The sequence below is a fragment of the Bacillus sp. N447-1 genome (genome assembly GCF_022701035.1).
Taxonomy (GTDB): Bacteria; Bacillota; Bacilli; order Bacillales; family Bacillaceae_G; genus Bacillus_A; species Bacillus_A cereus.
In genome coordinates, this window is record NZ_CP065509.1 from 4,779,232 (window position 1) to 4,801,097 (window position 21,866).

Consider the following 21,866-nt stretch of genomic DNA (forward strand, 5'->3'; position numbering starts at 1 on the left):
TGGAGGAATAGCTGTGAATTTACCAAATAAAATTACAATATCTAGAATCTTCTTAATTCCAATTTTTATGGTAATTATGTTAGCACCCTTTGATTGGGGTTCATACAAAATTGGTGATGTTGATTTACCGATTCAACATTTAGTGGGGGCACTTATCTTTATCATTGCTTCAGCTACAGATTGGATTGATGGACATTACGCAAGAAAATATAATCTTGTAACGAATTTAGGGAAGTTTCTTGACCCGTTAGCTGATAAATTACTTGTTTCGGCAGCACTTATTACATTGGTAGAGATGCAATATGTACCGGCTTGGATTGTTATTGTAATTATCAGTCGTGAGTTTGCGGTAACTGGTTTACGTCTTGTACTTGCTGGAACAGGGGAAGTAGTTGCAGCAAACCAGCTAGGAAAAATTAAGACATGGACACAAATTATTGCGATTGCAGCATATTTATTACACGATGTACCTTTAAATTTAATCCATATTCCAGTTGCGGATATCTTCATATGGATTGCATTAATCTTTACTGTTATTTCAGGATGGGATTATTTCTGGAAAAATAGAGCTGCTTTTGTAAACTCAAAATAGAAGTTTATGGGGGAATTGGGATGAATGCTGAGATTATTGCGGTTGGAACTGAATTATTACTTGGACAAATTGCAAATACAAATGCCCAGTTTTTATCTGAAAAGTTAGCTTCAATCGGAATTAACGTGTACTATCATACTGTTGTTGGTGATAATAATAAGCGATTGCAAAAGGCGATTGAAGCTGCGGAAGAACGTGCTGATATACTTATTTTTACAGGCGGATTAGGACCGACAAAAGATGATTTAACGAAAGAAACGATAGCTGCTAGTTTAGATGAAGAGCTTGTGTATGATGAAAAGGCATTAGCCTTAATAAGTAATTACTTTAAGCGTACAGGCCGTGAATTTACGGAGAATAATAAAAAGCAAGCGCTCGTTTTAAATGGAGCAACAGTATTTGCAAATGACCACGGTATGGCGCCGGGTATGGGGGTAAATAAGAACGGAAAAGTTTATATTTTATTACCAGGGCCGCCAAAAGAAATGAAACCAATGTATGTAAGTTACGTAGAGCCTTTTTTACGTAATTTTACAACAGGAGAAAACATTTATTCTCGTGTGCTTCGTTTCTTCGGCATTGGGGAGTCCCAATTAGAGGTGAAAGTTCAAGATTTAATTGATGGACAAACAAACCCAACAATTGCCCCGTTAGCAAATGATGGAGAAGTGACATTACGTTTAACCGCTAAGCATCAAAATGTTAGCGAAGCGGAGAAACTAATTCAACATGTGGAAGATTTGATTTTAGAAAGAGTAGGAGAATTTTTCTACGGATATGACCAAGAATTTTTGCATTATAAGGCAATCGAGTTATTGAAGAGAAAAGGGTTAACTTTAGCGTGTGCAGAAAGTTTAACAGGTGGTCTTTTTGGAAATCAAGTAACTGAAAACGCTGGTGTTTCTTCTGTGTTTAAAGGCGGTGTCATTTGTTATCATAATGATGTGAAGCAATATGTTTTACGTGTGCCTGAAGAAGTGTTGCATACTGATGGTGCAGTTAGTAAAGAATGTGCTCGTTATCTTGCTGAAAATGTTAAGGATGTACTAAAAGCGGATATTGGAATTAGTTTCACTGGGGTAGCAGGGCCAGATGCTTCAGAACAGAAAGAACCAGGAACAGTATTTGTTGGGCTTTCGATTAAGGATGAACCAACTGTAGTCTTTTCTCTTAATTTAAGCGGAAGTCGTCAACAAATTAGAGAACGAACAGCAAAATATGGATTTTATCATTTATATAAAAAGCTAGAAGAGATATAAGTTTCTTCTAGTTTTTTTTACGGTTAAATTTAGATATTATTTGATAGAAAATAAAAAAATCGAATAAATGTTCGATTTTTGTTGGCAAATTGAATTGAAAATAGGTATAATAAGATTAGCAATTCAGTTAAGGAGGAATTTTGAATGAGTGATCGTCAAGCAGCGTTAGATATGGCGTTAAAACAAATAGAGAAGCAATTCGGTAAAGGTTCAATTATGAAATTAGGAGAACAAGCGGAGCGTAGAGTTTCTACGGTTTCTAGTGGTTCTTTAGCACTTGATGTGGCACTAGGGGTAGGCGGATATCCACGTGGCCGTATTATCGAAATTTACGGACCTGAAAGTTCAGGTAAAACGACAGTTTCATTACATGCAATTGCAGAAGTACAACGTCAAGGTGGACAAGCAGCATTCATCGATGCGGAGCACGCAATGGATCCTGTATATGCACAAAAATTAGGCGTTAACATAGATGAATTACTATTATCACAGCCTGATACAGGGGAGCAAGGATTAGAAATCGCGGAAGCACTTGTACGAAGTGGTGCGGTTGACATTATCGTAATTGACTCTGTAGCAGCTCTTGTACCGAAAGCAGAGATTGAAGGCGACATGGGTGACTCACACGTAGGTTTACAAGCACGTTTAATGTCACAAGCACTTCGTAAGCTTTCAGGAGCAATCAACAAATCAAAAACAATTGCAATCTTTATTAACCAAATTCGTGAAAAAGTTGGGGTTATGTTCGGAAACCCAGAAACAACTCCAGGTGGTCGTGCGTTGAAATTCTATTCAACTGTTCGTCTTGAAGTGCGTCGTGCGGAGCAATTAAAGCAAGGTAACGACATCGTTGGTAATAAAACAAAAGTAAAAGTAGTGAAAAATAAAGTAGCACCACCATTCCGTGTTGCTGAAGTTGATATTATGTACGGAGAAGGTATTTCAAGAGAAGGTGAAATCTTGGATATGGCTTCTGAGCTTGATATCGTTCAAAAGAGCGGTGCTTGGTATTCTTATAATGAAGAACGCCTAGGACAAGGTCGTGAAAATTCGAAGCAGTTCTTAAAAGAAAATACAGATTTAAGAGAAGAAATTGCTTTCTTTATTCGTGAGCATCACGGAATTAGTGAAGATTCTGGTGCTGAGGGCGCAGAAGATTCAACTCTTCTTGATTAAAAAAATAAAAGACACGGCCTCGTGTCTTTTATTTTTTTATCTACTATTAAGGAGCATAATACTATAGATAAAAAATATTTTTTTACTTCAAATGCGTTGTGTAAAGAGGGATATATAAATATTTTAAGTAAAAGAAATGGGAATTACTAAGGTTTTCCAGTATAGTAGGCTCCTTACTTTTAAAATTTAAGTCACATTCAAGGCTGAAGGCAAAGAAAGTAAAAGTAGACAACGCTTGACAATGAAAATTACGATAGATACAATGAGAATGTATATTTTTTCTTATATACAATATACTCTTCTCAAGAAGAGAAGTAATATTCGGAGTAAGGTTTAAATCTTACCGAAATAATAATATGACATTTTAATTGTGAAATGAAGAAAGTCCCTTAAAAAAGCGGGACGACGGTCTTTGCTGTATGTTGTAATTCAATGTACATGCCGACAGTCTTTTTTCATTCATAGCAAGGGGAGGTGAAATCATGACGAGTACAGTTTGGATACTCATCTCCATTTTGCTTGCAACAGTCGGTGCAGTTGTTGGCTTTTTTGTTCGAAAGTCTATTGCTGAAGCGAAGATTAATGGTGCGGCTAATGAAGCGAGACGTATTTTAGACGAAGCGAATCGTGATGCTGAAGCACTTAAGAAAGAAGCGCTTTTAGAAGCAAAGGATGAAATTCATACACTTCGTACAGAAGCTGAATTAGAAATTCGTGACCGTAGAAGCGAATTACAAAAACAAGAAAATCGTTTAATGCAAAAAGAAGAGAACCTTGATCGTAAAGACGAAACGCTCGATAAACGCGAGCAACAGTTAGAGAAGAAAGAGGAATCTCTTGTAGCGAGACAACAACAGATTGAAGAGTTGGAAAGCAAAGTGGGAGAGTTAGTTCAAAAGCAACAAACAGAATTAGAGCGCATTTCCAATCTGACACGCGAACAAGCGAAAGCAATTATTCTTGGTAAAGTAGAAAGTGAAGTTTCTCATGAAATCGCTGTTATGGTAAAAGAGAGTGAAGTTCGCGCGAAAGAAGAAGCGGATAAGAAAGCAAAAGAGATTTTATCTCTTGCAATGCAAAGATGTGCAGCTGATCATGTTGCTGAAACAACCGTTTCGGTTGTAAATCTTCCAAATGACGAAATGAAGGGACGTATTATCGGGCGTGAAGGTCGTAATATTCGTACGTTAGAAACGTTAACGGGTATTGACTTAATTATCGATGATACACCAGAGGCAGTAATCCTTTCTGGATTCGACCCAATTCGTCGTGAAACAGCTCGTATCGCTCTTGATAAACTAGTACAGGACGGACGTATTCACCCAGCGCGTATTGAAGAGATGGTCGAAAAATCAAGACGTGAAGTGGACGAGTATATTCGCGAAGTCGGAGAGCAAACAACGTTTGAAGTGGGTGTTCATGGATTACATCCAGATTTAATTAAAATTTTAGGTCGTTTAAAATACCGTACAAGTTATGGTCAAAACGTCTTAAAACACTCTATGGAAGTTGCATATTTAACTGGACTTATGGCGGCAGAGCTTGGCGAGGATGAAAAACTAGCAAGACGTGCAGGTCTATTACATGATATCGGAAAAGCGATTGACCATGAAGTAGAAGGAAGCCACGTTGAAATTGGTGTTGAACTTGCAACGAAATATAAAGAGCATCCTGTAGTTATAAACAGTATCGCATCTCACCATGGTGACACAGAACCAACTTCTATCATTGCAGTTTTAGTTGCAGCAGCAGATGCTTTATCAGCTGCAAGACCGGGAGCTCGTAGTGAAACACTTGAAAACTATATTCGTCGTCTTGAAAAGTTAGAAGAGATTTCAGAGTCTTATGAAGGCGTTGAAAAGTCATTTGCAATTCAAGCAGGACGTGAAGTTCGTATTTTGGTAAAACCAGATACAATCGATGACTTAGAAGCTCATCGTTTAGCTCGTGATATCCGAAAACGTATTGAAAATGAACTGGATTACCCAGGACATATTAAAGTAACTGTTATTCGTGAAACACGTGCAGTGGAATACGCAAAATAAAGTGGTGAAACACCACTTTATTTTTTTGTGTTGGAATTGGATAAAATAAAGACAGTTAGTTATATAGTATAAAAGTGAAACAAACTTATAATAAACATATTATAAGGAATTTACTTGATGCTATAGCAATAAAAAATGCAGTACATAGAAAGGGTAAGACATATGAGAATATTATTTGTTGGGGATGTAGTAGGATCTCCTGGTAGAGGTATGATTCAACAATACGTACCGGCATTAAAGAAAAAATATACACCTACAGTAACAATCATTAATGGAGAAAACGCAGCAGGTGGCCGTGGGATTACAGAAAAAATATATCGAAATTTTTTAGAATGTGGGGCGCAAGCAGTTACACTTGGAAACCACGCTTGGGATAATCGTGAAGTATTTGAATTCATCGATGATGCAAAATATCTTGCAAGACCAGCTAACTTCCCAGAAGGAACTCCAGGAAAAGGACTTATCTTTGTGAACTGTAATGGAACAGAAGTTGCAGTTATTAACTTACAAGGACGTACTTTCCTTCCTCCGATTGATTGTCCATTCCGTAAAGTGGATGAATTAATTAATATTGCGAAAAAACGTACGAATATTATCTTTGTTGACTTCCATGCGGAAACTACAAGTGAAAAACAAGCGCTAGGTTGGTATGTAGATGGACGTGCTACAGCAGTAGTAGGTACGCATACGCATGTCCCTACAGCAGATAACCGTATTTTACCAAGCGGAACGGCATACATTACAGATGTTGGAATGACAGGGCCGTATGATGGAATATTAGGTATGGATAGAGAAGCAGTATTGAAGAAGTTTTTAACAAACTTACCAGTACGATTTGAAGTAACAAATGGTAGAACGCAATTAAGTGCAGTGTTAATTGATGTGGATCCAAATACAGGAAAAGCAAAGAAAATTGAACGTATTTTAATTAATGACGATCAACCATTTTTTGAGTAAATTCCCGTTAAATTTTAGATAAGTTATTATATTTTAATTTTTTAGAAAAATTACGAAAATTTAGCAGGAATACGCGCCATTCCTCGTGAATATAAGTTAAAGTGAAATAATTGCTAATACTTTTTAAAGAAACGAGGAGGAAACGCGGAATGGAAATATTAAAAGTTAAAGCAACGTCGGTCCCTAATTCTGTAGCTGGTGCACTTGCAGGTGTTATTCGCGAACGCGGAACAGCAGAAATTCAAGCTATTGGTGCAGGTGCATTGAACCAAGCGGTAAAGGCAGTAGCAATCGCAAGAGGATTTGTAGCGCCTAGTGGTTTGGACCTGATTTGTATCCCAGCGTTTACAGATATTATGATTGATGGCGAAGAGCGTACAGCAATAAAATTAATTGTAGAACCTCGTTAAGTTTTAAACAACCTGTTTGCAGTATGCAAACAGGTTGTTTTTATAATGGAGGAATGAAAATGAAAATTTTTGATGCTCATTGTGACGTGCTTCTTCAGTTATGGAGTGCACAAGGGAAAAGGAATTTTAACGATGATTCACAATTACATATTACATTTGAACAGTTAAAGAGAAGAAAAGGAAGTATACAATGTTTTGCTATATATGTACCAGAAACAGTGGCATATGAAAACCGATTTGAAGCAGCATTACAAATGGTAGATATTTTTTATAATGAAATTTTATCCCTACCAGGTGTAAAGTTTATTCAGACAAAAGATGATATTAACATGTTAAAACAGGACGAGGTTGGAGCGATATTAACACTAGAAGGATGCGAAGCAATTGGAAAAGAAGCAATGAAATTACGGTTGTTGTATCGCCTAGGAGTACGTTCTTTTGGACTAACATGGAATTATGCCAATCTCTTAGCTGATGGTGCGCTAGAGACACGTGGGGCGGGTTTAACGAATTTTGGTAAACAGGTTGTACAAGAACTGAATGCGCTACATGTATGGACTGATGTGTCTCATCTGAATGAAAGAAGTTTTTGGGATGTTATAGAGATTGCAAAAAATCCTATTGCTTCCCACTCAAATTGTATGAAACTTTGCGAGCACCCACGTAATTTAAACGATGAACAACTTAAAGCTCTTATAAAGAAAAATGGCATGATCGGTGTCACTTTTGTACCGCAGTTTCTAACGAATGAAAATGAAGCAAATATAACAGATATAGTAAGACATATCGAATATATTTGTTCATTAGGTGGAGAGTACAATATAGGATTTGGTTCAGATTTTGATGGGATTTTAGAAACAGTTGTAAATGTATCAGTTTATCGAGATTATGAAAATGTAATGAATGAGCTTTGTAAACACTATGCTGCATCTACTGTAGAACGATTTTTATATGATAATTTTGTAGAACATATGAGTTTTTAAGTTTTGGTTTAAAATTCAGAAAAATTAAAATTAATTCATTTGATTTTATTGCTTTTTTTAAGACCTAATACTAGAATGAAAAACAAAATAGCTTTATACTAAAGATTCAGGGAAATCAGAAGAGGCATAATTTGCGTCCGTTGTAGTTTATTTGCATAAAAAATGCTAAACTATTACTGTAAAAAAATACACTACAATGAATGCAGCCAAAAGGGGTGTAGGAGATGATTAGTCAACTTTCATGGAAAGTTGGAGGCCAACAAGGTGAAGGAATTGAAAGTACAGGAGAAATCTTCTGTATTGCATTAAACCGATTAGGATATTACCTATACGGTTACCGCCACTTCTCATCACGTATAAAAGGCGGCCATACAAATAATAAAATTCGTGTAAGTACAACAGAAGTACGCGCGATCTCAGATGATTTAGATATTTTAATTGCTTTTGACCAAGAAACAATTGATTTTAACTTCCACGAACTACGTCCAGGTGGAATTGTAGTTGCAGATGCGAAATTTAATCCGACAATACCCGACAATACAGATGTAAATCTATATGTGATACCGTTTACAGATATTGCTTCAGAATTAGGCACATCATTAATGAAAAACATGGTTGCTGTTGGAGCGTCAAGTGCAGTATTAGGATTAGATGAAACAGCTTATTTAGATGTTGTTGAAGAAATCTTTGGTCGTAAAGGAGAGCAAGTCGTTCAAAAGAATATGGACGCAATTAAACGTGGCTCTCAATATATGAAAGAATTACTAGGTGAGAAAGTAAACATGATGCAGCTTGAAAAAGCTGATGGTAAAAAACGCATGTTTATGATTGGGAACGATGCAATCGCATTTGGTGCGGTAGCTGGTGGTGCTCGTTTTATGTCAGCATACCCAATCACACCTGCATCAGAAATTATGGAATACTTAATTAAAAAATTACCGAAAGTCGGCGGAACAGTAATCCAAACTGAGGATGAAATCGCAGCTTGTACAATGGCAATCGGTGCAAACTATGCTGGTGTTCGTACATTAACGGCATCTGCTGGTCCAGGTCTTTCATTAATGATGGAAGCAATCGGTTTAGCAGGTATTACAGAAACTCCATTAGTAATTGTTGATACACAACGTGGCGGCCCAAGTACAGGATTACCAACTAAGCAAGAACAGTCTGACTTAATGGCGATGATTTACGGTACGCATGGTGAAATTCCAAAAATCGTAATGGCGCCAAGTACAGTTGAAGAAGCTTTCTATGACATTGTAGAAGCATTTAACTTATCTGAAGAATATCAAGTTCCTGTTATTTTCTTAACAGATTTACAGCTTTCTTTAGGAAAACAAACAGTAGAACCACTTAAATTAGATAAAGTGGAAATTCGTCGTGGTAAGCTTGATTTAGAAGTAGAATTACCAGAACGTGAAAATAAAGCATACTTCAAGCGTTATGAAGTAACAGAAGACGGCGTTTCACCACGTGTTTTACCTGGTATGAAAAATGGTGTTCACCATGTTACAGGTGTAGAACATGATGAAACTGGAAAACCATCGGAATCAGCAATAAACCGTAAAGATCAAATGGACAAACGTTTCCGTAAAATGGAGAACTTGAAGTTTAATACCCCTGTTTATAAAAATGTTAAGCATGAAGAAGCAGACGTATTGCTTGTTGGATTTAACTCAACTCGTGGTGCGATCGAAGAGGCAATGACGCGTTTAGAACAAGAGGGTATGAAAGTAAACCATGCTCATGTGCGTTTAATTCACCCGTTCCCAACAGCTGAAATCGATCCACTTGTGAAAAAGGCGAAGCGTGTTGTAGTAGTAGAAAATAATGCAACAGGTCAGCTTGCTAACATTATGAAAATGAATCTTGGTAATGGTGAGAAAATTTCTAGTCTTTTAAAATATGATGGAAACCCATTCTTGCCGAAAGAGATTTACAACGAATGCAAAAAAGGGGTTGTATTAAATGGCAACATTTAAGGACTTTCGTAACAGTGTAAAGCCAAACTGGTGCCCAGGTTGCGGAGACTTCTCAGTGCAAGCTGCAATTCAACGTGCGGCAGCTAACGTTGGCCTAAATCCAGATGAACTTGCTGTTATTTCTGGTATCGGCTGTTCAGGCCGTATTTCAGGTTATATTAATTCATATGGTGTGCATAGTATTCATGGTCGTGCCCTTCCAATTGCGCAAGGTGTGAAAATGGCAAATCGTGATTTAACAGTTATCGCTTCAGGTGGTGACGGTGATGGATTTGCGATTGGTATGGGTCATACAATCCATTCTATTCGTCGTAATATCGACATTACGTACATCGTAATGGATAACCAAATTTACGGATTAACAAAAGGGCAAACTTCACCACGTAGTGAAGCTGGATTTAAAACGAAAAGCACACCACAAGGTTCAATTGAACCATCACTAAATGTAATGGAAATGGCCTTAACAGCTGGTGCGACATTTGTGGCGCAAAGCTTTTCGAGTGATTTAAAAGAATTAACACAAATTATTGAAGCTGGTATTAACCATAAAGGATTTTCATTAATTAACGTATTTAGCCCATGTGTTACTTACAATAAAGTAAATACTTACGATTGGTTTAAAGAGAATTTAACGAAACTAAGCACAGTAGAGGGATATGATCCATCTAATCGCATGATGGCTATGCAAACTTTAATGGAAAATAACGGTTTAGTAACAGGGTTAATTTATCAAAATACTAAGCAACCATCATATCAAGAACTTGTTAAAGGCTATAGTGAAGAGCCTTTAGTGAAATCTGATTTAAATATGGATCAGAAAATGTTTGATGAGCTTGTTGCTGAATTTATGTAATGTAAGAAGAGGAGGTTGCCGATTTGGTAACCTTTTTTTATGTACAAAAATATAGGGTAGTCTTATTTACTTAGAAAATTCAGAATGATAAAATAATATATAAATCGTTGTATGAAAATGGCAAGTTCATTGCTTATGAAATTTAAGATAATAAAGGGCCTCTTTATTGTTAAAATTGGCGAAATACATCATACTATGGTAATGTTTATAGGGATAAAGCAATATGCTTTTTGGTAGGACAACAAGAAATGATAAAAAGGGAATGTCTATTTGCGTGGGGAAGACTTCATTCTTATGAATGATTAGATTGATTACTCAAGTTTCAAAGGACAAGTTATCTCTCAAGCTATCTAACCATTTTTGAGGTGAGTCTAGGCGCATTAAAATGGACTATAGAGTATGTATAGTTAAGGGTGAAAGGAGATTACCAATGAACGAGCAACAACGATTAGCAAGTCAACAAGCAAATTCCTCTACGAAAAAAGAAGAGAAAGATTATAGTAAATACTTTGAAAGTGTATATCAACCACCTTCCTTAAAGGATGCGAAAAAGCGCGGGAAAGAAGAAGTTAAAATTGAACGGGATTTTGGCTTACCTGAAGAGTTTCGCAATTTTGGTACAGGAAGAAAGTTCTATATTCGTACATATGGTTGTCAAATGAATGAGCATGATACGGAAGTAATGGCAGGCATTTTCACCGCACTTGGATATGAACCAACTTTTTCAACTGAGGATGCAGATGTAGTTTTATTAAACACTTGTGCAATTCGTGAAAATGCTGAAAATAAGGTGTTTGGTGAGCTAGGCCATTTAAAGTCACTCAAACGAAGAAATCCAGACCTTTTAATTGGTGTATGTGGTTGTATGTCTCAAGAGGAATCTGTTGTAAATAAAATTATGCAAAAAAATCAGCATGTAGATATGGTATTTGGAACGCATAATATTCATAGATTACCGTACATTCTAAAAGATGCGATGTTCTCGAAAGAGACGGTAGTTGAAGTATGGTCAAAAGAAGGTGACGTAATTGAAAACCTTCCGAAAGTACGTCGTGGTGATATTAAAGCTTGGGTAAATATTATGTATGGCTGTGATAAATTCTGTACGTATTGTATTGTACCGTATACACGCGGAAAAGAGCGAAGTAGACGTCCAGAAGATATTATCCAAGAGATTCGTCATTTAGCTGCAAATGGTTATAAAGAAATTACTTTACTTGGTCAAAACGTAAATGCATATGGTAAAGACTTTGAAGATATAGAATACGGTCTTGGCGATTTAATGGACGAACTTCGTAAAGTTGATATTGCCCGTATTCGTTTTACAACGAGCCATCCACGTGATTTCGATGATCACTTAATTGAAGTGCTTGGCAAAGGTGGCAACCTAGTAGAACATATCCATTTACCAGTTCAATCTGGAAGTACGGATATGCTGAAAATTATGGCACGTAAATATTCGCGTGAGCATTATTTAGAACTTGTAAGAAAAATTAAAGAAGCAATTCCAGATGCAGTATTAACAACAGATATTATCGTTGGTTTTCCAAATGAAACAGATGAGCAATTTGAAGAAACGATGTCGTTATATCGTGAAGTAGGGTTTGATACTGCCTTTACATTCATTTACTCTCCTCGCGAAGGTACACCAGCAGCAAAAATGAAAGATAATGTACCGATGGAAGTAAAGAAAGAACGTCTTCAACGCTTAAATACACTAGTAAATACGTTGGCAATTGAAAAGAATAGTCGTTACAAAGGTCAAATTGTAGAAGTGTTAGTTGATGGGGAAAGTAAAAATAATCCGGAAGTACTTGCAGGTTATACTCGTACGAATAAACTTGTAAACTTCGTCGCTTCAAAATCTTTAATTGGTCAGCTTGTGAAAGTAAAAATAACGGAAGCAAAAACTTGGTCTCTTAACGGGGAATTAGTTGAAGAGCCGATTGAGGTGAAATAATAGATGAAAGTATATTCGAAAGATGACATTGTTGAACAAGCGAAAGAATTAGCAAAAATGATTTCTGAAACAGAAGAAGTTGATTTTTTTAAGAAAGCAGAGGCGCAAATTCATAAAAATGAAAATGTAAAGCGCGCAATCGATGAAATTAAAGCACTGCAAAAACAAGCAGTAAACTTGCAACATTACGGGAAATGGGAAGCTTTAAAAAAGGTAGAAGCTGAAATTGATGCATTGCAAGATAAGTTAGACAGTATTCCAGTCGTACAACAATTTAAATCTTCACAAACATACGTAAATGACTTATTACAGTTAGTTGCTAGTACAATTTCTAACAACGTAACAGATGAAATATTAATTTCAACTGGTGGCGATGTACTAAAGGGTGAAACTGGCGCAGCAGTAGAAAGTAAAAAAGGAAATTGTGGTTGTTAAAGAGATGTCATATTGACATCTCTTTTTTTGTGGATTAAACGTAAGGTCTTCTCAAAAAAAAGAATGACACATTCCGCTATTGTCACGCATATGATTAAGTGAATAGTGATTGAGGAGGGTTACGAATGTCCGAATTTAGAGAGATTATTACAAAAGCAGTGGTTGGAAAAGGACGTAAGTATACAAAGTCAACGCATACATGTGAATCGAATAATGAGCCAACAAGTATTTTAGGGTGCTGGGTAATTAACCACTCGTACGAAGCAAGAAAGAATGGAAAACATGTGGAAATTGAAGGTTTCTATGATGTGAACACTTGGTATTCATTTGATGGAAATACAAAGACTGAAGTTGTAACAGAACGTGTGAACTACACGGACGAAGTAAGTATTGGTTATCGTGATAAAAACTTTTCTGGTGACGATTTAGAAATTATTGCTCGTGTTATTCAGCCGCCAAATTGTTTAGAAGCACTTGTATCACCAAATGGTAATAAAATTGTTGTAACTGTAGAACGTGAATTTGTAACAGAAGTAGTTGGAGAAACGAAAATTTGTGTAAGTGTAAATCCTGAAGGTTGCGTAGAATCAGATGATGATTTCCAAATTGCTGATGATGAATTTGAAGAATTAGATCCGAACTTTATCGTTGATGCAGAAGAAGAGTAATAGAAAGCTAGGGAGAAGTTCTTCCTAGCTTTTTACTTTACATAAGTGGCGCTGAATGAACATGATTCTTTATGAAATATGTTATAATGAAGAAAGACTCCTGAAATAGGAGATAAGAGTGTCCGTGAAATGCGACATATATGAAAATAGATTATCATGTAAGAATTATGGAGGAAAAGTATGACTCAATATACGCCTATGATACAGCAATATTTAAAGGTTAAGGCAGATTATCAAGATGCCTTTTTATTTTTTCGCTTAGGCGATTTTTATGAAATGTTCTTTGAGGATGCTGTTAAAGCAGCCCATGAACTTGAAATTACATTAACGAGCCGAGATGGTGGTAGTAGTGAACGTATACCAATGTGCGGTGTACCATATCATGCGGCTAAAAACTATATTGAACAACTTGTTGAAAAAGGATATAAAGTAGCTGTTTGTGAGCAAGTAGAAGATCCGAAAACAGCTAAAGGTGTAGTACGTCGTGAAGTAGTACAATTAATTACGCCAGGAACGATGATGGAAGGGCGTACAATTGATGAGAAAGAAAACAACTTCTTAGCCGCATTAACACATTTTGAAGATGGATCATATGCATTAGCTTGTAACGACTTAACGACTGGACAAAATACAGTAACGTTACTGACTGGTTCAGTAGAAGATATTTTATTAGAAGTGTATGCAACTGGTTCGAAAGAAATTGTTGTTGATTCTTCATTTTCTAAAGATGAACTAAACAAGTTAACTGAAACATTGAAAATGACGATTTCGTATGAAGATGCAACGGCAATTCCGGAAGGATTAGAACATCTTGTGAAAAATGTTTCACAAGCAAAATTAATTAAAGCAGTTGGACGTTTATTTAACTATGTAATAAGAACGCAAAAACGTTCTTTAGATCATTTGCAACCAGTAGAAATTTATTATACGAATCAATTTATGAAAATTGATGTACATTCAAAGCGAAACTTAGAACTGACAGAAACACTTCGGACGAAAGAAAAAACAGGATCACTATTATGGTTATTGGACAAGACGAAAACAGCTATGGGTGGTCGTATGTTAAAACAGTGGATGGAACGTCCACTTATACAGAAAGAAAGAATTGAAGAGCGTTTAGAAATGGTTGAAACGTTTGTAAATGATTACTTCTTACGTGAAGATTTAAAAGAAAAGTTAAAAGAAGTATATGATTTAGAACGCTTAGCAGGAAAAGTTGCATTTGGTAACGTAAATGCAAGAGACTTATTACAATTAAGACGTTCATTACTTCAAGTGCCAGCTATTTTAGAAGCAATTAGTTTGTTAGATAACGCTTATGCATCGAGATTAATTCAAGGTGCAGATCCATGTGAAAGCTTAACAGAATTACTAGGAAGAAGTATTCAAGAAAACCCACCGCTTTCAATTAAAGATGGAGATATTATTAAAGATGGTTATAATGACAAGCTTGATCAATATCGTTACGTGAGTAAAAACGGGAAAACGTGGATTGCTGAGCTTGAAAAAAGAGAACGTGATATTACTGGAATTAAATCGTTAAAAATCGGATACAACCGTATTTTCGGTTACTACATTGAAGTAACGAAAGCGAATCTTGCAGCACTTCCAGAAGGTCGCTATGAACGTAAACAGACGCTTGCTAATGCTGAACGTTTCATTACAGATGAACTGAAAGAAAAAGAAACGTTAATTTTAGAAGCAGAAGAAAAAATTGTACAACTAGAATACGATTTATTTACAGCGCTTCGTGAAGAAGTAAAAGTATTTATTCCGAAATTACAACATTTAGCAAAAGTAATTAGTGAATTAGACGTACTGCAAAGTTTTGCGACAGTTAGTGAAGAAGAACAGTTTGTAAAACCTGTACTAACAACGAAGCGTGAAATCTTTATTAAAGATGGTCGTCATCCTGTCGTTGAAAAAGTATTGAACGGGAAATTGTATGTACCGAATGATTGTATTATGCCAGAGAAGATGGATGTCTTTTTAATTACAGGACCGAACATGTCTGGTAAAAGTACGTATATGAGACAATTAGCACTTGTAACTGTTATGTCGCAAATCGGTTGTTTCGTACCAGCAACAGAAGCAGTATTACCTGTATTTGATCAAATCTTTACGAGAATTGGTGCAGCGGATGATTTAATATCAGGTCAAAGTACATTTATGGTCGAAATGTTAGAAGCGAAAAATGCAATTGCAAACGCATCAGAAAGAAGTTTAATTTTATTCGATGAAATTGGACGAGGTACATCTACCTATGATGGTATGGCACTTGCACAAGCAATCATTGAACATATTCATGACCAAATTGGTGCAAAAACGTTATTCTCTACGCATTATCATGAATTGACTGTGTTAGAAGAGAGTTTAGATCAACTGAAAAATGTACACGTTTCAGCAATTGAAGAGAATGGAAAAGTAGTATTCCTTCATAAAATTCAAGACGGGGCAGCTGATAAAAGTTACGGAATTCACGTTGCGCAACTTGCAGAGCTTCCAGATAGCTTAATCGCCCGCGCGAAAGAAGTGTTAGCACAGCTAGAAGGACAGGAAGAAATTATTATTCCAAAACGAGTAGAAGTGAAAGTACAAGAAGCTGCTCCAGAACCTGTAGTTGTAAAAGAGGAAATAGCAGAAATACAGGAAACGAAAGTAGAGACTGAAGAAGAATCGCAACTATCTTTCTTTGGAGGAGAACAGTCTTCGAAGAAACAAGACAAACCTCTGCTAGATCAAAAAGAAACAGCAGTATTGGCGCAAATTAAAAAAATCGATTTACTTGATATGACACCTTTAGAAGCGATGAACGAATTGTATCGCTTACAGAAAAAGTTAAAGAAAGGATGAGTAAGTAGATGGGGAAAATTCGCAAACTCGATGACCAACTCTCTAACTTAATTGCGGCAGGGGAAGTAGTAGAGCGCCCTGCTTCAGTCGTAAAAGAACTTGTGGAAAATTCTATCGATGCGAATAGTACATCTATTGAAATCCACTTAGAAGAAGCTGGGTTATCGAAAATTCGTATCATTGATAACGGTGATGGTATTGCAGAAGAAGACTGTATCGTCGCTTTTGAACGCCATGCGACGAGTAAAATTAAAGATGAAAACGATCTGTTTCGCATAAGAACACTCGGTTTCCGCGGTGAGGCATTGCCGAGTATTGCCTCTGTTAGTGAATTAGAATTAATTACTAGCACAGGTGATGCGCCTGGTACACACCTCATAATTAAAGGTGGAGACATTATAAAACAAGAGAAAACTGCGAGCCGAAAAGGAACCGATATTACAGTACAAAACTTATTCTTTAATACACCAGCGCGTCTTAAATATATGAAAACCATTCATACGGAGCTCGGGAATATTACAGATATCGTGTATCGTATTGCAATGTCACATCCAGAAGTATCGTTAAAACTGTTTCATAATGAAAAGAAATTGCTTCATACATCAGGTAACGGTGATGTAAGACAAGTACTTGCATCGATTTACAGTATTCAAGTTGCGAAGAAGCTTGTTCCAATTGAAGCTGAATCTTTAGACTTTACAATTAAAGGCTATGTAACATTACCAGAAGTAACGAGAGCATCTCGTAATTATATGTCAACGATCGTAAATGGTCGTTACGTTCGAAACTTTGTACTAATGAAAGCAATTCAGCAAGGCTACCATACATTACTGCCAGTTGGCCGGTATCCAATTGGCTTCTTATCGATTGAAATGGATCCAATGCTAGTTGACGTTAACGTACATCCAGCGAAGTTAGAGGTTCGTTTTAGTAAAGAACAAGAATTGCTAAAGCTGATCGAAGAAACATTGCAAGCTGCATTTAAAAAAATACAGCTCATTCCAGATGCAGGCGTAACAACGAAGAAAAAAGAAAAAGACGAAAGTGTGCAAGAACAGTTCCAGTTTGAGCATGCGAAGCCGAAAGAACCATCTATGCCGGACATTGTTTTACCAACTGGCATGGATGCAAAACAAGAAGAACCGCAGGCTGTGAAACAGCCACCACAACTGTGGCAACCGCCGAAACAAGAATGGCAACCACCACAGTCGCTCATAAGAGAAGAACAAAGTTGGCAACCATCCACTAAACCGATAATCGAAGAACCAATTCAAGAAGAGAAATCGTGGGATAGTAATGAAGAGGATTTTGAACTAGAGGAATTAGAAGAAGAAGTTCGGGAAATAAAAGAGATTGAAATGAACGGGAATGACTTACCACCGCTTTATCCAATTGGACAAATGCATGGAACATATATTTTCGCTCAAAATGATAAAGGCTTATATATGATTGACCAGCATGCCGCGCAGGAACGTATTAATTATGAATACTTCCGTGATAAAGTAGGAAGGGTAGCGCAAGAAGTACAAGAGTTACTTGTACCGTACCGTATTGATCTATCTCTTACTGAATTTTTACGTGTCGAAGAACAGTTAGAAGAACTAAAAAAAGTTGGGCTATTTTTAGAACAATTCGGCCATCAATCCTTTATCGTCCGCTCGCATCCAACATGGTTCCCGAAAGGACAAGAAACAGAAATTATCGATGAAATGATGGAGCAAGTTGTCAAACTAAAAAAAGTGGATATTAAAAAGTTACGTGAAGAAGCAGCCATCATGATGAGCTGTAAAGCATCCATTAAAGCGAATCAATATTTAACGAACGATCAAATATTTGCCTTACTGGAAGAATTACGTACAACAACAAACCCATACACATGCCCACACGGAAGACCGATTCTTGTGCATCATTCTACTTATGAGTTGGAGAAGATGTTTAAGAGGGTTATGTAGAGTGAATAAATTATATTTCAAAAGGGAGCAACATTTACTGTTGCTCCCTTTTCATATGTAGATTTAATAGTTAAACGAGAATATGGTGGAGTAATTTTACCGTTTATTTCTTGGTTGTGTTAGCTTAAATTTATCTATGTATAAAAAAGCGCTGTATACAGCACTTTTTAAAATGTGCATGAATTGTATCATTACTAACTAAATAACTATGCATGGTTGAATGTTGCTTCTTATTTAGCTAATTGTTATAAAGATCTATACAATTACTTATTTTTATTATTATTAATTTTTCAGTGTATAGAACTTGCTCTTTATAGTGCTTCTTAATTGGGAAGTTATGTGTACCTGTGCCGTTCTTGAATTTTTATCAATGGGGTTCTTTAGAGGAACTGTTGTAGTTTCAGTAAATTCATATGGGTAATTTATTTTAGATTTATCTTCAAACATGAAAATGCCTCCTTTTAGGATCTCCTAAATTCTTTACTATAACATGATATGCATATAGATATTTTTTGGACTAGTTATTTATATAGGTTAATGGAATTTAATTACATAACTACTGAAACATTTTAAAGGAAAACAATTTGAGAAAGAAATGGTATGAATAGCTGTTGGCTCCTATTGTTGTTTTTTTGTTTGACAGCACAGTTAATTATGTATATAAATTCAATATAGATTGTTTTTATAATATGGTTTATATGGGATTTTCTTGATAATATAATGTGGAATATTATAGTGTTATTAGGTTATTAGGAACATTTAATGCTGTTTCATAACTGAAAGGTAATTGAAAAAAACTGAAACTTTTCTCATAAAAATTCAATCTAACTTGAAAAATGAAAGGAAAATGAAATTTTCCAAAAGATATTCTTTGTTAAGATAAAAGCATACATACAAAAAGTATTGACATATCTTAAAAATGTATTTTCAAGATATAGTGGGGGAAAAGATGAGATTAGAAAAACAATTAATAAAAAAGATGTATTATGAAACATTCCTAATGGAGAATGAAACAAAACCAACTCTTGACGTACTTGGACAAGCTTATGTAAACGAAGAAAAAAATGAGATTTCTGATGGGTCTTATATTCGTTTTGCACAAGGTGAATTTTATTATCGTCATCAAGATTTTGAAGCAGCTATTTTTAAATGGGAGAAGGTTAGTAATGAATTAGCACCATGGGCACAAAAAAATATTGCGGATGCTTATTTCGAACTGAATCAGTTATCATTTGCTGAAAATATTTATACTTCTATTACTACTGATAATAAAATATTGATGACCGAAATTAGACTACAATTACTTTCTCTTTACATTGAGCAAAATAATTTTGACTCAGCTTTCGGTGTTATTAAAGAAGCAGTTTCTTTAAATCCTGATTATCCGAATGTCACAAAAATTGCCCGTTCCTTTTATGAGGAACAGCAAGATTTTGATAGTGCAGTAGAGCTTGCTGTGAATGAGTTAATTCGCATAGAATCGTATCCTTGGTTTGAGGTGTTAAAAGGATATATCGATAAAGGGTTTACTAAACATATTTCACCAGACTATTTTTATGATGCATTAGATACATTAAATAATGTAGATCAAGTACAATTTACGCAAATGGTTTCATCACTCTGGAACAGTTATAAAAATGAAAAAAATTACTTATTGTGGCTTAACACAATAAATGAATTTTTCTTACATATTGAAATACATTCGTCCGATATATGGAACAAAGTTTCTGCTCTTTACGAAGAAACGTACTTTGCATTAATTCAAGGTCAATATACGCTTAGACAATTAAACGATATCATACCAAATCTGTTAGCAAATTGGTTAAAGGTAGTCAATCCATCTTATGCTGTATTTCCATCTGCAGCTGTATTGGTATGGGATGAGATTTTCCCTTCCAAAATAGATTCAGCAAATATAGAACATGCGGAAAACTTACTGTCACATTCTATTAATCATGTAAATGGCTTAGAGTACAGCTTACACCTTTTTGAATCTATTACACAGTGGGCACAAAAGCAGAATATAGAAATAGGTCACCGATTTAAATGGTTAGTTGACGAGCTCGCAGATTTAAGAACAAATCGTATTTTAGTAACGGGAACTTCAGGGAACGGAAAAACTACATTTATTAACTCTATATTAGGAGAAAATATATTAGAAAAATCAATTTCAAATGTAGTAGTTTTAAAAAATGATGCTCATATAGAAATAAACGCTATAACAGACTCAGCAATTACAACAACGGAAGATGTCTCTGATTACCATAATATGATGTCTCAGCACCATCAAACATATAGAGATAGAGCGTGTGTTGAATTTAAATTACCATGCAGATTTTTAAATGAAAATAAACTTGCATTTGTAGTGACACCTGGCTTTAATAGGAATAACGACACTAGAGATGAGATATTCGAATATTTAAATTCTGTAGACGAATTACTGTTCGTATTGAATGCGGATTCACCTTTTACTGATAAAGAACGTGACATTCTATTAAGTATTCAAGAACATACGCCAAATTTACAAATTCATTTCTTATTAAATAAAATCGATAACATTTACAGTGAAGCAGAAGTGAAAAGGGTATTACATGATACGGCAACGAGAATAAACACATATTTCCCGTATGCGAGAATTTTCCCTTATTCCTCGTTATATACAAGTAGTCAACAATTAAATGATTTAACTGAGTTTATTCATTTTAACTTTAATCATAAAAATATCGATGCAGAACGTACTGAAAAGTTATTATTTTTCATTCGAAAACAATTACATATCTTTTGGATAAACGTGTTGAGAAAGAAAATAATCTGGTAGATGCTATTAATTGGAATGAAGATATGCTAGTGAAACTAAACGGTAGCATTAATAACCTTACTACATTTGAGAGGGAAAAAATTCATTTCATTACACAATCATATCGTTCAATGAAGACTGAAATTACAAATGATCTTACTGAAAATATTCCGAAGATATTAAAGAGCTGTTCTAATTTAATTAGTGAAGAAAGTGATTTCGGGCACATGGATACGGAACTAAATAAAGCAATGAATGAAAGAGTGCATAAATATTTAGAACAAACTGTGTTACCTAATCTGGCTCTTTCTATGCAAAATTGGATTGCAACTTCTAATAATGAGCTTCTTCAAAGTCAAACGTATTTAGAAGAACTTAGTGAAGGGCTTAATTCACTATTTGGAGAAAATAGAATACAGTTAGAATGTGACTTTAAAGTGCTTGATGACTGGCGCAGAGATACTGACAGGATGACGACTAGAATACAAATGGATGAAGTAAATATTTTACGTCGATTTACGCCAGCACAATTTTTACTGAAAAGTGCCGGTAAATTATTTGGAGTTCTTCCTAAAAATAAATCTATGCTATATAACAAATACAAACAGTATGTAGAAAATGAAGATTATACTGAAGTAACGGCTTCTATTATGAAGAAATTTTTCTTGCAATTTGAGCTATTTGAAAACACACAAGAGCGAGATATTAATATATTCTTTAGGAATCCATTTAACTCTTTAAAGCAAGCTGTAGAAAACACGCATTTAGAAATACAAGAAAAACAAGAGATATTACATAAGATGAAATCAAATCCTGAAATCTATCATGATTCTATCATGCTCTTTGAATTGAGATTGCGTCAATGTGAAGTAATTTTAAATATAGGTAATGATAATACCTATACGGATGTAGCTTTAGAAACAAGCGTAGAATAAAAGTAAAAG

The 21,866-nt window shown here is 35.3% G+C and carries 14 protein-coding genes and 2 pseudogenes; 15 read left to right on the top strand and 1 reads right to left on the bottom strand.

The features are described from left to right. The first annotated feature begins 13 nt into the window (after positions 1 to 13). The 14 genes from pgsA to mutL all read left to right on the top strand — a co-directional run bounded on the left by pgsA (position 14) and on the right by mutL (position 18,125). A complete protein-coding gene (gene pgsA, locus IQ781_RS24540; protein ID WP_001052967.1) occupies positions 14 to 592 on the top strand; it encodes a CDP-diacylglycerol--glycerol-3-phosphate 3-phosphatidyltransferase in 579 nt (192 codons plus the stop codon). 20 nt (positions 593 to 612) lie between these two features. Beyond that, positions 613 to 1,851 (top strand): competence/damage-inducible protein A, encoded by a 1,239-nt coding sequence (locus tag IQ781_RS24545; protein ID WP_000990691.1) that lies wholly within the window; start codon positions 613 to 615, stop codon positions 1,849 to 1,851. Between the two features lie 144 nt (positions 1,852 to 1,995). After that, positions 1,996 to 3,027 carry a recombinase RecA gene (gene recA / locus IQ781_RS24550; protein WP_001283860.1) on the top strand — a complete coding sequence of 344 codons (1,032 nt, stop codon included), beginning with the start codon at positions 1,996 to 1,998 and terminating at the stop codon, positions 3,025 to 3,027. Between the two features lie 482 nt (positions 3,028 to 3,509). Continuing rightward, positions 3,510 to 5,072 (top strand): ribonuclease Y, encoded by a 1,563-nt coding sequence (rny, locus tag IQ781_RS24555; protein ID WP_000204911.1) that lies wholly within the window; start codon positions 3,510 to 3,512, stop codon positions 5,070 to 5,072. 162 nt (positions 5,073 to 5,234) lie between these two features. Continuing rightward, entirely contained in the window at positions 5,235 to 6,029 is a 795-nt protein-coding gene (locus IQ781_RS24560) for a TIGR00282 family metallophosphoesterase (protein ID WP_001221095.1), read from the top strand. Positions 6,030 to 6,178: 149 nt separating this feature from the next. Then, positions 6,179 to 6,439: a stage V sporulation protein SpoVS gene (spoVS, locus tag IQ781_RS24565; protein ID WP_000404341.1), complete on the top strand. Its 261-nt coding sequence runs from the start codon at positions 6,179 to 6,181 to the stop codon at positions 6,437 to 6,439. Between the two features lie 59 nt (positions 6,440 to 6,498). Next, positions 6,499 to 7,422, top strand: a complete 924-nt coding sequence (locus IQ781_RS24570; RefSeq protein ID WP_000688045.1) for a dipeptidase — start codon at positions 6,499 to 6,501, stop codon at positions 7,420 to 7,422. A 224-nt stretch (positions 7,423 to 7,646) separates the two neighbouring features. Then, on the top strand, positions 7,647 to 9,404 hold the full coding sequence (locus IQ781_RS24575; protein ID WP_000625418.1) for a 2-oxoacid:acceptor oxidoreductase subunit alpha: 1,758 nt from the start codon (positions 7,647 to 7,649) through the stop codon (positions 9,402 to 9,404). Continuing rightward, positions 9,391 to 10,257, top strand: a complete 867-nt coding sequence (locus IQ781_RS24580) for a 2-oxoacid:ferredoxin oxidoreductase subunit beta (protein ID WP_000190155.1) — start codon at positions 9,391 to 9,393, stop codon at positions 10,255 to 10,257. The genes IQ781_RS24575 and IQ781_RS24580 overlap by 14 nt, the downstream gene beginning before the upstream one ends. Positions 10,258 to 10,687: 430 nt before the next feature. Then, positions 10,688 to 12,217, top strand: a complete 1,530-nt coding sequence (miaB, locus tag IQ781_RS24585) for a tRNA (N6-isopentenyl adenosine(37)-C2)-methylthiotransferase MiaB (protein ID WP_001005386.1) — start codon at positions 10,688 to 10,690, stop codon at positions 12,215 to 12,217. Between the two features lie 3 nt (positions 12,218 to 12,220). After that, positions 12,221 to 12,652 carry a YlbF/YmcA family competence regulator gene (locus IQ781_RS24590; protein WP_000870461.1) on the top strand — a complete coding sequence of 144 codons (432 nt, stop codon included), beginning with the start codon at positions 12,221 to 12,223 and terminating at the stop codon, positions 12,650 to 12,652. A 125-nt stretch (positions 12,653 to 12,777) separates the two neighbouring features. Continuing rightward, positions 12,778 to 13,320, top strand: a complete 543-nt coding sequence (gene cotE, locus IQ781_RS24595) for an outer spore coat protein CotE (protein WP_001288799.1) — start codon at positions 12,778 to 12,780, stop codon at positions 13,318 to 13,320. A gap of 180 nt (positions 13,321 to 13,500) precedes the next feature. Beyond that, positions 13,501 to 16,173, top strand: a complete 2,673-nt coding sequence (gene mutS / locus IQ781_RS24600; protein ID WP_000196021.1) for a DNA mismatch repair protein MutS — start codon at positions 13,501 to 13,503, stop codon at positions 16,171 to 16,173. A gap of 8 nt (positions 16,174 to 16,181) precedes the next feature. Next, positions 16,182 to 18,125 (top strand): DNA mismatch repair endonuclease MutL, encoded by a 1,944-nt coding sequence (gene mutL / locus IQ781_RS24605; protein WP_000516465.1) that lies wholly within the window; start codon positions 16,182 to 16,184, stop codon positions 18,123 to 18,125. 263 nt (positions 18,126 to 18,388) lie between these two features. Here the strand turns inward: mutL and IQ781_RS24610 are convergent. Beyond that, a pseudogene (locus IQ781_RS24610) lies at positions 18,389 to 18,572 on the bottom strand (hypothetical protein). Positions 18,573 to 19,074: 502 nt separating this feature from the next. On the opposite strand from IQ781_RS24610, the pseudogene IQ781_RS24615 reads away from it, so the two are divergent. Next, positions 19,075 to 21,857 (top strand): annotated as a pseudogene (locus tag IQ781_RS24615) (dynamin family protein). Positions 21,858 to 21,866 lie beyond the last annotated feature (9 nt).

Bases quoted from the DNA above. Each gene is read 5' to 3' on its own strand.
- IQ781_RS24545 (WP_000990691.1), top strand. From the start codon at position 613: ATGAATGCTGAGATTATTGCGGTTGGAACTGAATTATTACTTGGACAA.
- recA (WP_001283860.1), top strand. From the start codon at position 1,996: ATGAGTGATCGTCAAGCAGCGTTAGATATGGCGTTAAAACAAATAGAG.
- rny (WP_000204911.1), top strand. From the start codon at position 3,510: ATGACGAGTACAGTTTGGATACTCATCTCCATTTTGCTTGCAACAGTC.
- IQ781_RS24560 (WP_001221095.1), top strand. From the start codon at position 5,235: ATGAGAATATTATTTGTTGGGGATGTAGTAGGATCTCCTGGTAGAGGT.
- spoVS (WP_000404341.1), top strand. From the start codon at position 6,179: ATGGAAATATTAAAAGTTAAAGCAACGTCGGTCCCTAATTCTGTAGCT.
- IQ781_RS24570 (WP_000688045.1), top strand. From the start codon at position 6,499: ATGAAAATTTTTGATGCTCATTGTGACGTGCTTCTTCAGTTATGGAGT.
- IQ781_RS24575 (WP_000625418.1), top strand. From the start codon at position 7,647: ATGATTAGTCAACTTTCATGGAAAGTTGGAGGCCAACAAGGTGAAGGA.
- IQ781_RS24580 (WP_000190155.1), top strand. From the start codon at position 9,391: ATGGCAACATTTAAGGACTTTCGTAACAGTGTAAAGCCAAACTGGTGC.
- miaB (WP_001005386.1), top strand. From the start codon at position 10,688: ATGAACGAGCAACAACGATTAGCAAGTCAACAAGCAAATTCCTCTACG.
- IQ781_RS24590 (WP_000870461.1), top strand. From the start codon at position 12,221: ATGAAAGTATATTCGAAAGATGACATTGTTGAACAAGCGAAAGAATTA.
- cotE (WP_001288799.1), top strand. From the start codon at position 12,778: ATGTCCGAATTTAGAGAGATTATTACAAAAGCAGTGGTTGGAAAAGGA.
- mutS (WP_000196021.1), top strand. From the start codon at position 13,501: ATGACTCAATATACGCCTATGATACAGCAATATTTAAAGGTTAAGGCA.
- mutL (WP_000516465.1), top strand. From the start codon at position 16,182: ATGGGGAAAATTCGCAAACTCGATGACCAACTCTCTAACTTAATTGCG.